The sequence below is a fragment of the Streptomyces sp. NPDC048254 genome, assembly GCF_043201895.1.
Classification (GTDB): domain Bacteria; phylum Actinomycetota; class Actinomycetes; order Streptomycetales; family Streptomycetaceae; genus Streptomyces.
Genome location: NZ_JBICZJ010000001.1, coordinates 785,120 through 798,173 on the forward strand (window position 1 = coordinate 785,120; position 13,054 = coordinate 798,173).

The window sequence follows — 13,054 nt, forward strand, 5'->3', positions numbered from 1 at the left end:
TGCGAGCACCCCATGGAGACCCCGTGTTGTTGCACCGCGCCCTGCGCGCGCCCGCCGCCCTGTTCACCGCCCTCCTGCTGCCCTTCGCCGCGGCCTGCGGCGGCAACGCGCAGGCCGACTCCGAGAACGACGTCACCCTCCGCGTCGGCGCCACCGGCTGGAAGGCCGAGGAGGCGGTACTGAAGTTCGCCCACCTCGACGACACCCCCTACGAGGTGAAGTGGAGCGTGTTCCAGGGCGGCGACCAGCAGCTCCAGGCCGTCCGCGCCGGAGCCCTGGACCTCGCCTCCTCCAGCGAGATACCGCCGGTCTTCTCGGCCGCCGACGGCAGACCGAACTTCAAGGTCGTGGCGGTCCAGCGGGGCTCGACCCTCAACCAGGAGGTCGTCGTCCCCAAGGACTCGAAAGTGACCGACATCGCGGGCCTGAAGGGCAAGAAGGTCGGCTACGTCAAGAACACCACCGCGCACTACTTCCTCTACGAGCTGCTGAAGCAGGCGGGCCTGAAGTGGTCCGACATCGACGCCAAGCCCCTCCTCCCCAACGACGGCCTGGCCGCCCTCAACGGCGGCTCCATCGACGCCTTCGCCTCCTACGGCACCTCGATCATCACCGCCCACCAGCAGGGCGCCACGACCGTCGGCTCCGGCGCGGACATCCTGTCCGGCAACTTCCTCTGGTCGGCCCGCGACAGCGTGCTGGGAAGCTCCGCGCAGAAGGCCGCGGCGGCCGACCTGATCGCCCGGATCAGCAAGGCGTACGCCTACGTCCGCGACGGCCGCGAGGCCGACTTCGCCAAGGTCGTCGCCCAGAACACCCACCAGCCGGTCACCCAGGCCGAACACGACCTGGCCGCCCAGCAGAAGCAGCGCCCCACCCGGGCCCGCACCGTCGACGACGCGGCGATCGCCTCCGAGCAGAAGGTGGCCGACGCCTTCACGGAGCTGGGCGCCCTCTCCACGCACCTGGACGTGAAGTCCTTCTGGACCACTGACCTCGACACCGACCTGAAGAAGGCCCTGTGACCGTCGACCGCATAGCCGAACTGGCGGCCGAGTACGACCGTTCCGGCGCGTTTCCCGCCTCGTCCCTCGAACTGGTCCACGAGGCGGGCTGGCTGACCGCGACGATCGGCCGGCAGTACGGCGGCCAGGGCGCCGGAGTCGAGCAGACGGCGCGCATCCTGCACACCATCGGCCGGGGCGACCCGTCCGTCGCCCTGATCACCGCGATGACCCTGGCCACCCACGCCCGGCAGGCGGCCCGCCCGCACTGGCCGGAAGAGCTGTACGCGCGCGTGCTGAAGGAGTCCGGGGAACGGCCCGTTCTCGTCAACCACGCGCGCGTGGAGCCCGAACTCGGCTCACCCGCGCGGGGCGGCCTGCCGGCCACCCTCGCCCGCCGCACCCCGGACGGCTGGTCGATCAGCGGCACCAAGAGGTTCGTGACCGGCGCGGAGGGCCTGGACTGGTTCCTGGTGTGGGCGACGACGGATGAACCGGAGCCGAGGGTGGGCACCTTCCTGGTGCCGGGCGGCGCACCCGGTATCGGGATCACCGGCCGCTGGGACCAGCTGGGGCTGCGGGCCAGCGGCAGCCACGACGTGACGTTCCGGGGCGTCGAGGTGCCGTATGAGCACGTCATCGGCATCGGCCCGCACGGCCCCGCCGCCGAGCAGGACAACCGCGCGGGAGCGTCCCTGCACCTGCCACTGGCGGCGTTGTACCTGGGCGTGGCCCGGGCGGCGCAGGCCTTCTTCCACACGTTCGCGCGGACGCGGGTGCCCGCCAACCTCGGGCACCCGGTGGCCCGTACGGAACGCTTCCGCAGGACCGCCGGCGAGATCGAGGTCCTGCTCACGGCCGCCGAACAGCTGGTGTTCGACGGGGCCGCCCGGGTCGACGCGGCCGATCCGGCGTACACCCCCGAACAGGCCCTCGGCGCCCGCGTGCTGGCCGACCGGCACGCGGTGCGGGCGGTCGGACTGGCCGTACGCCTGCTCGGCAACCCCGGGCTGGCCCGCGGCAACCCCCTGGAGCGGCACTTCCGCGACATCCAGTGCGCGCCGGTGCACGCGCCCCAGGAGGACATCTCCCTGCTGGCGATCGGAACGAAGGCCCTGAACCCGTGACCACCGCAGACGCCCCCACGGCCACCACCGCCCCCGCCCGCCTGCTCGGCCTGCTCGCCCGCGACCTGCCCACCGACCGGCTGGCCACCGACCCCCGCACCCTGGCCGCGCACACGACCGACCGCTCCGGCACCCGCCCCGAGGGGCTGCCGCTGGCCGTCGTACGCGCCCGGCGCACCGAGGACGTGACGGTGACCCTCCGGCACGCGCACGCGCTGCGGGTGCCGGTGGTGGCCCGGGGCGCGGGCACCGGCCTGTCCGGCGGGGCGACGGCCGGCGAGGGTTCCCTGGTCCTGGACCTGTCCGGGATGAAGCGCATCCTCGAACTGTCCCCGCAGGACCAGCTCGCGGTCGTCGAACCGGGCGTGATCACGGCGGAGCTGGACCGCGCGGCGGGCGCGCACGGACTGCGCTACGCGCCCGACCCGGCGAGCGCGGCGCTGTCCACGATCGGCGGGAACATCGCCACCAACGCGGGCGGGCTGCGCTGCGCCAAGTACGGCGTGACCCGGGACAGCGTGCTGGGCCTGGAGGCGGTCCTCGCGGACGGCACGGTGATCGCCACCGGCCGCCGTACCGTCAAGGGCGTCACCGGATACGACCTCACCGCGCTGCTGACCGGCTCGGAGGGCACCCTCGCGGTGATCACCTCGGCGACGCTCCGGCTGCGCCCGCTGCCCGCCGTCACGGCGACCCTGGCCGCGTACTTCGCCACCTTCGAGGCGGCGGCCGAGGCGTCGTACGCGATCGCCCGGGCCGGGGTGGTCCCGGCCCTCGCGGAACTGGTCGACGGACCGGTGCTGGAAGCCGTCGACCCGGCCCTGCGCGAGCGCGGGGCCGCCCTGCTGATCGTGCAGTGCGACGGCGCCGGGGCGGCCGCCGAGGCGAAGGCGGTGGCGGACCTGCTCGTGTCGCTGGCCACGAGCGTGCAGACGACCGACGACCCGGCCGAGGCGGACGCGTTGCTCGCCGCCCGCCGCCAGGCACTGCCCGCGCTGGAACGCCTCGGCCGTCCGCTCATCGAGGACATCGCGGTGCCCCGCTCCCGGCTCGCCGAGGCGGCCCGCGAGATCCGCGCGATCTCGGCCCGCCACCAGGTGCCCGTCTTCACCATCGCCCACGCGGCGGACGGCAACCTGCACCCGATCATCGTGGTCGACCCGGCCCTGGACCGGCTGCCGGACGCGGCCTGGGAGGCGGCCGGCGAGATCTTCGCGCTGGCCCTGCGCCTGGGCGGCACCCTCACCGGCGAACACGGCGTCGGCGTCCTCAAGAGACAGTGGGTCGCCGACGAACTCGGCCCGGCCGCACACGCGTTGCAACGCCGCCTGAAGCAGGCCTTCGACCCGCACGGGATCCTCAACCCGGGCAAGGCCCTGTGAACCGCCCGGGGCATGCGGGCGGGGTTGAGGGCCCGGCGTACGCCCGTGCCGGCCGACCAGGGCGGGAGGGTTCCGCGCTCCGCCGACCGGGTGAATCCCGCTTCGCCGACGCACAGCGGGCCGATGGCATGTGCTCTCTTCTGAAGAGGAGCGCGGAGGCGTTGCCTGCTGTGCGGGACCGGCAAGGGGGTTGGCACTGTGCGGGTGTTCATCGCGGGGGTCGACGGGTATCTCGGTTGGCCGTTGGCCCAGCATCTGTCCGCCCGGGGCCACGAGATCGCCGGTGTCGACGCGATGCTGCGGCGGGCCTGGGTCGCGGAGCGGGGTTCGGTCAGTGCCGTCCCGATCGCCTCGATCGGCGAGCGGCTGGCCGCGTTCCGTGACGCGAGCGGCGCCTCGCTGTCCTTCACGCACCTGGATCTGCGGGATCAGCCGAAGCTGGGCGAGACGCTGGCGGCGTTCGCGCCGGATGCCGTGGTGCATCTCGCCGAGTGCCCGTCCGCGCCGTACTCGATGATCGACTTCGAGCATGCCGACTTCGTGCAGACCAACAACGTCTCCGGCACCCTGGGCCTGTTGTTCGCGATGCGCGAGCACTGTCCCGATGCCCATCTCGTCAAGCTCGGCACGATGGGCGAGTACGGCACACCGGACATGGACATCCCCGAGGGGTTCTTCGAGGTCGAGTTCCGCGGCCGCCGGGACCGGCTGCCTTTCCCCAGGCAAGCGGGCTCCTGGTACCACTGGAGCAAGGTCTTCGACTCCCAGAACGTCTCTTTCGCCTGCCGGCTGTGGGGGCTTGCCGTCACCGATGTCATGCAGGGAATCGTCTACGGCAGCTGGTGCCCGCCCTCCGATCCACGGCTGAGCAGCCGGCTGGACTTCGACGAGGCGTTCGGCACCTCGGTCAACCGGTTCTGCTGCCAGGCGGTGATCGGCCACCCGATCACCCCGTACGGGAGCGGGACCCAGAGCCGTGGCCTGCTGTCGCTGGCCGACTCCATGCAGTGCCTCACCCTCGCCCTGGAGCACCCGGCCGCCCCCGGCGAGTACCGGGTCTTCAACCAGTTGCGTGACGTGGTGTCCATCGGCCGGCTCGCCGAACTGGTCCGGGACGCCGCGCGTGCGCTGGGCATCAGCGCACGCATCGCCCCCGTCGACAACCCGCGGGCCGAGGCGGAGGCGCACCACTACAACCCCGACAGCAACAAACTGCGCGAGCTGGGATTCCGGCCCTCGGCGCCCATCGACGTGGAACTGCGGCGGATGATCGACGATCTCGTCCCCCACACCGACCGCGTCCGGGCCCACGCCCACCGGCTGCCGCCGACCGTCCGCTGGGAACCGGCAGCCGCCTGCACCGCAAGCGCCGCCGAAGAACCGTAGGAAGACCGACAGGAAGAAGGAACCCGGGTTGAGCACGAAACTGCAGCAGATCATGCTGGCCGCGGCCGAAGACCCCACCACCTTGTCCGAACTGCGCGACGATCCCCAGGCCCTGGCCGACCGGTTCGGTCTGTCCTGCGACGCCTACCAGAGGCTGGCCGACGCCGAGCGGCTGATCCCCGCACGGCGGGGTGAGTACTCGACGATCACCCTGCACACGATCACCATCACCGGCGGCATCGGCCGGTGACGGCAGCCTCGCCCGTGATCAGCGTGGTCCTGCCGGCACGGGACGAGGGCGACCGGGTCGGGGCGACGGTCGCCTCGGCCCTGGACGCCGCCGCCGGTCCGGACGGGGTGGACATCGTCGTGGTCGACGACTGCTCGGAGCCGGGTCGCCGGCCCGAGATCGCCGACGGTCCCGCACGGCGCCGTACGACGGTCGTTCGCTCCGACCGGCACCTCGGGGTGGGCGCGGCACGCAATCTGGCCGCCCGGCACGCCCGCGGTCGCGTGCTCTTCGTGACGGACGCGCACACGCGTTTCTCCGACGGCTGGGACCGCGAGGCACTGCGACTCCTCACCCCGGCACGGATCCTGTCCGTCACCGTCCGGGACAGTTCCTCGCAGTGGCGCGGCTACGGCTGCCGCCTCGTGATCCCCTACATGGGAACCCGCTGGAACACGAGCCTCCCCGGCCCCGCTCCCCAGGTCCACGTCGCGTCCTCGGCCGGCACCGTCCTCGAACACGCTCTCTTCGACCGCCTCGGCGGCTACGACGAGGGGATGGTGCAGTACGGAGGATTCGAGCCCGAGTTCAGCGTCCGCGCCTGGCGCTTCGGCCCGAGATCGTGCACACCGACGCCGTCGAGATCACCCACCGCTTCAAACCCAAGGACGAGTGCGCCGAGTTCGTCGCGTCGAGGCGGACCGCGATGGTCCACAACTGCCTGCGGTTCGGGGCCGCCCACCTGCCCGAATCAATGATCCTGGAAATGGTGCGGCTGCACGCCCTGGAATTCCCCGACCACATCCAGGCCGCACTGACCATGCTCGAACAGCGCGGTGCCTGGCGGCGTCGTGAAGAGCTGAACGCCTCGCTCCCCAACGATTTCGCCTGGTTCGCACGGCACTTCGCACTCCACGACCAGATCGGCCGGCCTGTCCCCCTCTAGACTCGCTCCGCCGACCCCACGGCCTCGCGTATCTCCGGGGCCGCCAGTCGCTGCGCGGCCCGCTCGGCCGTGGCGCGGGCCCAGCGGCCGTTCGTCAGGGCGCCCAGGAGCAGGACGGCGAGGCCGCAGCCCGCGAGGATCCACCAGCCCGGCCGGGCGGCGCCCACGAACGTGCCGGCGTACGACGACGAGCCGATCCCGGACGCCAGTACCGCGCCGATCACCGCGACGCCCAGGGTCTGGCCCAGCTGCCTGCTGGTGGAGGCGACCGCGGCCGCGACGCCCGCCTGGGACCTCGGCATGCCGGAGACCGCCGTGTTGGTGATCGGCGCGTTCACGAAGCCGAAGCCGATGCCGAAGAGGACGTAGCCGAGGAAGAGGGTGGTGTCCGAGGTCTCCGCCTCGAACGCCGCGAACAGCACCGCGCTCGCGGTCATCGCGACACCGGCGATCACCAGCGGCAGGCGCGGACCCCGGCTGCCGACCAGACGGCCCGCCAGCGGCGCGCACAGGAACATCGGGACCGCCATCGGCAGCATCCACAGGCCTGCGTGCAGGGCGTCCAGACCGCGCACGTTCTGCAGGTACAGCGTGGACAGGAACAGGAAGCCGCCGAGTGAGGCGAACGCGCTGATCGCGATCACGGTCGCGCCGCTGAACGGCGCCGAACGGAAGAACCGCAGGTCGATCAGGGGTTCGTCACGCCTGGGCTCGTACCAGAGCAGGCCGGCCAGGGCGACCACGGCTATCGCGGCGAACGGCAGGACCGTACCCGCACCGGCCGTCGGCGCCTCGATGATCGAGTACGTCAGCGCGCCGAACAGCGCGATGACCAGCACCTGGCCGACCGGGTCGGGCCGGCGGGCCTTCGGCGCCCGGGACTCCGGCACGAACCGCAGCGTCAGCAGCAGCGCGGCGAGGCCGACCGGGAGGTTGACCCAGAAGATCGCGCGCCAGCCGACCGACTCCACCAGCACGCCGCCGACCAGTGGTCCGGCGGCCATGGATATGCCGACCACCGCGCCCCAGACCCCGATCGCCCGGGCCCGCTCACGCGGGTCGGTGAAGGTGTTGGTGATGATCGACATGGCCACGGGGTTGAGCATCGAGCCGCCCACCGCCTGGACCATCCGGAACGCGATCAGCGAGTCGAGGTTCGGCGCCAGGGAGCAGAGCAGCGAGCCGATCGAGAAGACGACCAGGCCCGTCATGAAGACCTTCTTGCGGCCGACCCGGTCGCCGGTCGACCCCGCGAGCATCAGCAGCGAGGCCAGGACCAGGGTGTAGGCGTCGATGGTCCACTGCAGACCGGCGGTCGAGGCGTGCAGTTCGCGCTGCATGGACGGCAGGCCGACATTGAGGGCGGTCGTGTCGAGACTCACGATCAGCAGGCTCATGCAGCAGATCGCGAGCACGAGCATGCGTCGGCGGGGGCTCAGCTCGGGCATGCGCTCCATCGTACGCCCGTTTCAATAGTGCGTCTAACTAATGAGTGCTACATGATCGTGACGGAGGGTGTGGAAGGGGCGGTTGTCCACAGGCCGGCCGAGCACCGCGGGCCGTGCGGGACAATGGGGGAATGCCCGAGCCCACGACCCCGCTCCAGATCGGCCCGCACACCGTCCGGCCGCCGGTCGTCCTGGCCCCCATGGCCGGGATCACCAACGCGCCCTTCCGCACCCTGTGCCGGCACTTCGCCGGAGGCGGAGCCTTCGCCGGAGGCGAAGCAAAGGCTGGAGCCAGTTCGGGTAAGGGGCTGTTCGTCAGCGAGATGATCACGACCCGGGCGCTGGTCGAGCGCAACGAGAAGACCATGCAGCTGATCCGCTTCGACGCGACCGAGAAGCCGCGCTCGATCCAGCTGTACGGCGTCGACCCGGCCACCGTCGGCAAGGCCGTCCGCATGATCGCGGAGGAGGGCCTGGCCGACCACATCGACCTGAACTTCGGCTGCCCGGTCCCGAAGGTCACCCGCAAGGGCGGCGGCTCGGCCCTCCCCTACAAGCGCAACCTGCTGCGCGCGATCCTGCGCGAGGCGGTGAGCGGCGCCGGCGACCTCCCGGTCACCATGAAGATGCGCAAGGGCATCGACGACGACCACATCACCTACCTCGACGCCGGCCGGATCGCGGTCGAGGAGGGCGTCACCTCGATCGCGCTGCACGGCCGCACCGCCGCCCAGCACTACGGCGGCACCGCCGACTGGGAGGCCATCGCCCGCCTCAAGGAGCACGTCCCGGAGATCCCGGTCCTCGGCAACGGCGACATCTGGTCGGCCGAGGACGCGCTGCGGATGGTGCGGGAGACGGGCTGCGACGGAGTCGTGGTCGGGCGCGGCTGCCTGGGCCGGCCGTGGCTGTTCGCGGACCTGGTCGCCGCGTTCGAGGGCCGTCACGAGGACATCGCGCGCCCGTCCCTGCGCCAGGTCGCCGAGGTCATGGTCCGGCACGCCACGCTGCTCGGTGAGTGGCTCGGCGACGAGGCCAAGGGGGTCGTCGACTTCCGCAAGCACGTCGCCTGGTACCTCAAGGGCTTCGCGGTCGGCAGCGAGATGCGCAAGCGTCTGGCCATCACCTCCTCGCTGGCCGAACTCCGCGCGGGCCTGGACGAGCTGGACCTCGACCAGCCCTGGCCCACGGGCGCCGACGGGCCCCGCGGCCGTACGTCCGGCAACAACCGGGTGGTGCTGCCGGACGGCTGGCTGAAGGACCCCTACGACTGCGCGGGCATCACGGAGGACGCCGAACTGGACACGTCCGGCGGCTGAACCCCGCTCCGGCGGCGGTGCCGCGCGTGCCGGAGCGTCGCCGCGTACAGCAGCAGGAACGCCGAGCCGACCACGGCCAGGAGGAGCCACGACACCGGCCGCCAGCCGGTCGGGGCGGTCCCGTGGAGCCAGCGGAGAAGGAAGTTGCTGCCGGCCGCGGCCGGGAACGAGAAGGCCCAGTACCCGTAGTGGAACGACTGCTGGCGCAGGTCCGGCAGCAGCAGGACGACGACCAGCAGGGTGAACAGCACCAGCCCGGCGAACCCCTCGCCCACGGCGTCGAACACCCCGCGGTGCGCCGACGTCCAGGCGAGTCCGCCGGTGGCCGGCGGGATGACCAGCACGGCGAGAGTGGGACGGGCGGGCTGCGGCATGGCGGCGCCGTTGGCGACCAGGCCGCCCAGGACGACGGTGCCGAAGGCGAGCCAGTACAGGACGCCGACGGCGAAGGTCATCGCCGCGACCTGCGGGAGGTGCAGCGCCGAGGCGGTGACGCTGGAGATGAACGGGGCCGACACCACGGGCAGCAGGTACCCCGGGTGCAGCGGAGCGGACGCGAGACCACCGGTGACCCAGTGCGCCAGCAGGCGCGCGGCGATGACCGCGGCCATGAGGGCGAACACCGCGTATCCCCATCGGGCCGCGTCCGGCCCGTAGGGGAAGAGATGCCCCGCGGCGAGCATGCCGACGATGGGGATGTAGGCGAGGGTGAAGCCCTGGCCCGGGTGGTGGAGGTCGTCGAGGACGGTGCGCCACCGCCGGCCGCCGTGACGGATGTACTGCGCCAGCAGCACCAGCCACACCAGACCGCTCAGGGCGAACAGTGCGTGGCTCACCGCCAGGGGCACGCCGAGGGTCCCTGAGGCGGCCTGCCATGCGCCGCCGAGGCCGGCCGTTCCGAGGGAGACCGACTGCAGGCTGTTGCGCTCCGCACGGAATGCGGGCGACCGGCCGTCGAGACCCGGGCGGCGACGTTGCGCCGCATGGGCCGGGGCGTGCGGAGTCCGCTGCGGTGCGATGCGCATGGTGGGCCTTTCCGGTGCCCCCGGAGCCTGTGGTCACGGAACCGGACCGGCACGGAGGGACGACCGTCAATCGAGAAGACGTAAGAGGTGAATGCCGTACGGCGCTTACACCGCTGGTGTCGCTGGCTGGCGCCTCTTTGCGCGCACCGCATTCATCCGACAGACCCAAACATCATACGCATATGTCCAACCTTGCCGACGTGGCGCACAGGCGAGCGGCGAGCAGGGTGACGGCGCCGTCCTCGGCGCGGACGTGCGGCAGCCGTCGACGAACGTCCTGCGCCGCTCGACCGGGCCGTCGGTGTACATCGGCGCAGCACGGCCCGGGGCGGCAGCGGCTGGGTGACGGCGCCGTGGGGGACGGCCGGCCGGCGGGTCGGCTCGGGTGTACCGGCGGGTCGGCTCGGGTGTAGGGGCCCGGGAGCACCGGGGGAGGACGTCCCGCGGCGGCCGGCGTCGGCTGCCCCGGCCGGGGGGCGACGAGGGCGAGCAGCCCGGTGGCTCCGCGGTCGCGACCGAGGCCGGCCGATCGTCCGCCTCCAGCCGGATCCGCTCGACCGGGGTGCCGGAGGCCGCGATGCCGCGGGTGGGGGGAGCGGTACCGGCACGGGGCGACGGCGGCCCGTGATGCCGTCGCCCATGACGTCGTCGCTCATGGCGTCGCCCATGACCTGGAGGGTGTGCCCGGACGGCGTGGCGACGGGGCCGGACCGGTCGCCGTCGGCGAGCGTGCGGCGCCCCGCCGGGAGGATCCGCACCGCACGCGGGGACCGGTCCCCGCGTGCGGCGGCGTCGTCCGGACGCGACGCCTGCCGAAGGCGGCAGCGGCTAGTTGTTCTTCGGGTGCGGCGTGGAGCCGTAGGCCGTCAGGAACCTGTCGCGGAAGGAGCTCATCTTCCACACCGGGGCGTTGTGCGCCGGGCGCAGACCGTCGGTCCAGTTCCAGGAGCTGATCGCGTCAAGGACCTTCGGGTCTTTAGCAACTATCGAGATCGGCACGTCACGGCTGGCGTGGTTGCCGCTGACCCGGGCGATCGGCTGGTGGTCGCCGAGGAAGACGAGCACCGTGTTGTCGTTGCCGTACCGCTCCAGCCACTGGGTGAGCGCGGTCACCGAGTACTGGATCGACTTGCCGTACTCCTGGCGGGACTTGGTGGTGTCGGCGATGACGTCGGACGCCTTGTTGCCGGCCTTCTGGATGGCGTCGAAGACCGAACCGTCGCCCAGTTGGTCCCACGGCACCATCTTCGGGATCGGCGCCCACGGCTGGTGGCTGGAGGTCAGGATCAGCAACGACATCCGTGACTTGCCGTCGGCCGGCTGCTTGCTGTGCACCCGGTCCTGGAACTGCTGGAGCGCGTACTGGTCGGGCATCGTCGACCAGCTGAACTTGGGTCCCTTGTACCCGAGCTGGAAGGCGTTGTAGACCTTGTCGAGGCCGTAGTAGCTCTGCTCCGGCCAGCCCTTCTGGATGCCCGGCATCACACCGACCGTGTCGAAGTCACCGGTCTTCTGGAACGCCTTGGTGATGCTGAGGTGATCGCTGGCCATGACGGTCCGGTAGCGCTGCTGGTTGCTCACCCACAGCCCCGACATGGTCGTGGAGTGCCCGAGCCAGCTGCTGCCGCCGTAGGTCGCCGATGTCAGCCAGCCGCTCTTCGCGGCGTAACCGGCCTTGGTGAGTGACTCGGTCTGGGCGTCGAGCGTCTTGTCGACACCGGGCGCCATGATCGGGTCCTCGATGGCGCTCCGGCCGTAGCTCTCGATGAACGTGAAGATCACGTCCTTGCCGCGCAGGTCCGGCACCAGCTGGTCGGCCGGGGTGTTCCCGAAGGCGTCCACCTTGGCGACCTTCTGGAACTCCGCCTCGTCGTGCAGGGTGTCCCGCACCTGGCGGGCCTTGATCTCCAGCGCGGTCGCGGTGCGGTCGGAGGCGAGCGGCACACCGCCGGCGATCTGGAGGCCGAAGGAGGAGCAGGTGATCCAGACGACACCCGCGATCAGCGTGCCCCGGGTGGCCCGTCCCGGATGCCGGGCCAGCAGGTTGCTCAGCCGCACCGTCGCCAGGGCGAGCAGCACGAACAGCAGCAGCACGAGGACGACGGCGCCGACGCTGACGGCGACGGTGGCCGTCTTGCCCAGGGTGTCCTCCAGGTACGACTCCGCGTCGCTGAGCAGGCTCCAGTCCAGGATGGCGTTGAAGCTCCGGCCGAGGTATTCGTTGAACCCCATGTCGAGGAAGTTGATCAGGGTCAGCGCACCGAGCACGACGCCGAACACCGCGGCCAGCACGATCCGGGGCCGCCGGGGCAGCGCCAGCGCGACGGCGGCCGCGATGATCCCCTCGGACGGTATTCGCAGGAACTTCGCCGGCCCGAGCCCGACGACGGTGTTCGGCATCACCAGCGCGGCGATCACCAGCGCGGCGCAGAGCACGGTGACACCGACGGACAGCGCGGAGGCAGCGCCGGGATGAGCTTCCCGCCAGGCCTCCCGCCGTACCCGAACCCGCCCACTCCAGGAGGCCCAGCCGCGACGGCGGGGGGTGGTGGGGGCGGGAGCGTCCGCGTCGTCCGGGGCGGAGACGGGGGCGGATTCGCTGCCGCTCTCGGCGGTGGGTGCGGACTCCGGGCCGGCGGTGGGTGCGGTTTCGGGGTCGGAGGCGGACGCGGATTCCGGGTCGGTGGTGGGTGCGGCTTCCCGGCTCGTGGCGGACGCGGCTTCCCGGTCGGTGGGTGTGGTTCCGGGGCTGACGGCGGACGCGGATTCCGGGCCGGCGGTGGGTGCGGATTCCGGGTCGGTTATGGATGCGACATCGGAGCCGGGGCCGGGGGCGGAATCGGACCCGGAATCGGACTCGGCGTCGGTGGACTCGGCGGCGGGCGTCGACTGCGCGGACGCGGACGCGGACGCCGGTTCCGGTTCCGGTGCGGGAGCGGATTCCGGCTCGGGTTCGGACCCGGAATCGGACTCGGCGGCGGATTCCGGGGGCTCGGCATCCGGAGCGGCGCTGTCCACGGCCGTCTCCTCGGGCTCCGCGGGCGCCGTCTCCGCAGCCGTGTCGGCGGCGACGGAGGAGGTCTCGGGAGCCGCTTTCCGCTCGGACGTCGGGGCCTCGGACTCCTCCGGTGCGCCCTCGCGTTCGGACGGCCCGGAGGGCGTGTCCGATGACTGGCGAATGCTCGTGT

The 13,054-nt window shown here is 72.0% G+C and carries 11 protein-coding genes; 8 read left to right on the plus strand and 3 right to left on the minus strand.

Features of this window, described 5'->3' with window-relative positions; genetic code table 11:
* Window positions 1-23: 23 nt before the first annotated feature.
* From ACGFZQ_RS03570 to ACGFZQ_RS03600, 7 genes are all read left to right on the plus strand, one after another.
* On the plus strand, window positions 24-1,025 hold the full coding sequence (locus tag ACGFZQ_RS03570) for an ABC transporter substrate-binding protein (RefSeq protein ID WP_393838966.1): 1,002 nt from the start codon (window positions 24-26) through the stop codon (window positions 1,023-1,025).
* The gene (locus ACGFZQ_RS03575) at window positions 1,022-2,131 is read left to right on the plus strand and encodes an acyl-CoA dehydrogenase family protein (RefSeq protein WP_393838967.1); all 1,110 of its coding nucleotides are present in this window, start codon (window positions 1,022-1,024) and stop codon (window positions 2,129-2,131) included. Before ACGFZQ_RS03570 ends, ACGFZQ_RS03575 begins: the two co-directional genes overlap by 4 nt.
* Window positions 2,128-3,513: an FAD-binding oxidoreductase gene (locus ACGFZQ_RS03580; RefSeq protein WP_393838968.1), complete on the plus strand. Its 1,386-nt coding sequence runs from the start codon at window positions 2,128-2,130 to the stop codon at window positions 3,511-3,513. Before ACGFZQ_RS03575 ends, ACGFZQ_RS03580 begins: the two co-directional genes overlap by 4 nt.
* A gap of 198 nt (window positions 3,514-3,711) precedes the next feature.
* Complete coding sequence (locus ACGFZQ_RS03585; protein ID WP_393838969.1) at window positions 3,712-4,899, plus strand: NAD-dependent epimerase/dehydratase family protein; 1,188 nt, start codon at window positions 3,712-3,714, stop codon at window positions 4,897-4,899.
* Between the two features lie 28 nt (window positions 4,900-4,927).
* Window positions 4,928-5,149, plus strand: a complete 222-nt coding sequence (locus ACGFZQ_RS03590; protein ID WP_393838970.1) for a hypothetical protein — start codon at window positions 4,928-4,930, stop codon at window positions 5,147-5,149.
* Window positions 5,146-5,886: a glycosyltransferase family 2 protein gene (locus ACGFZQ_RS03595; protein WP_393838971.1), complete on the plus strand. Its 741-nt coding sequence runs from the start codon at window positions 5,146-5,148 to the stop codon at window positions 5,884-5,886. Before ACGFZQ_RS03590 ends, ACGFZQ_RS03595 begins: the two co-directional genes overlap by 4 nt.
* A gap of 8 nt (window positions 5,887-5,894) precedes the next feature.
* Complete coding sequence (locus tag ACGFZQ_RS03600) at window positions 5,895-6,074, plus strand: hypothetical protein (protein ID WP_393838972.1); 180 nt, start codon at window positions 5,895-5,897, stop codon at window positions 6,072-6,074.
* Here ACGFZQ_RS03600 and ACGFZQ_RS03605 read toward each other — a convergent pair.
* A complete protein-coding gene (locus ACGFZQ_RS03605; protein WP_393838973.1) occupies window positions 6,071-7,522 on the minus strand; it encodes an MFS transporter in 1,452 nt (483 codons plus the stop codon). The two genes, ACGFZQ_RS03600 and ACGFZQ_RS03605, sit on opposite strands and share 4 nt — an antisense overlap.
* 131 nt (window positions 7,523-7,653) lie before the next feature.
* Between ACGFZQ_RS03605 and dusB the strand changes: the two genes are divergently transcribed.
* On the plus strand, window positions 7,654-8,841 hold the full coding sequence (gene dusB, locus ACGFZQ_RS03610; RefSeq protein ID WP_382545140.1) for a tRNA dihydrouridine synthase DusB: 1,188 nt from the start codon (window positions 7,654-7,656) through the stop codon (window positions 8,839-8,841).
* Here dusB and ACGFZQ_RS03615 read toward each other — a convergent pair.
* On the minus strand, window positions 8,787-9,866 hold the full coding sequence (locus tag ACGFZQ_RS03615) for a hypothetical protein (protein ID WP_393838974.1): 1,080 nt from the start codon (window positions 9,864-9,866) through the stop codon (window positions 8,787-8,789). The two genes, dusB and ACGFZQ_RS03615, sit on opposite strands and share 55 nt — an antisense overlap.
* An 828-nt stretch (window positions 9,867-10,694) precedes the next feature.
* Window positions 10,695-12,266: a sulfatase-like hydrolase/transferase gene (locus ACGFZQ_RS03620; protein WP_393839236.1), complete on the minus strand. Its 1,572-nt coding sequence runs from the start codon at window positions 12,264-12,266 to the stop codon at window positions 10,695-10,697.
* Window positions 12,267-13,054 lie beyond the last annotated feature (788 nt).

Excerpts from the sequence above, each read along its gene's own strand:
- ACGFZQ_RS03620 (WP_393839236.1), bottom strand. The coding sequence starts at position 12,266 with ATGCCGAACACCGTCGTCGGGCTCGGGCCGGCGAAGTTCCTGCGAATA.
- dusB (WP_382545140.1), top strand. The coding sequence starts at position 7,654 with ATGCCCGAGCCCACGACCCCGCTCCAGATCGGCCCGCACACCGTCCGG.
- ACGFZQ_RS03605 (WP_393838973.1), bottom strand. The coding sequence starts at position 7,522 with ATGCCCGAGCTGAGCCCCCGCCGACGCATGCTCGTGCTCGCGATCTGC.
- ACGFZQ_RS03615 (WP_393838974.1), bottom strand. The coding sequence starts at position 9,866 with ATGCGCATCGCACCGCAGCGGACTCCGCACGCCCCGGCCCATGCGGCG.
- ACGFZQ_RS03600 (WP_393838972.1), top strand. The coding sequence starts at position 5,895 with ATGGTGCGGCTGCACGCCCTGGAATTCCCCGACCACATCCAGGCCGCA.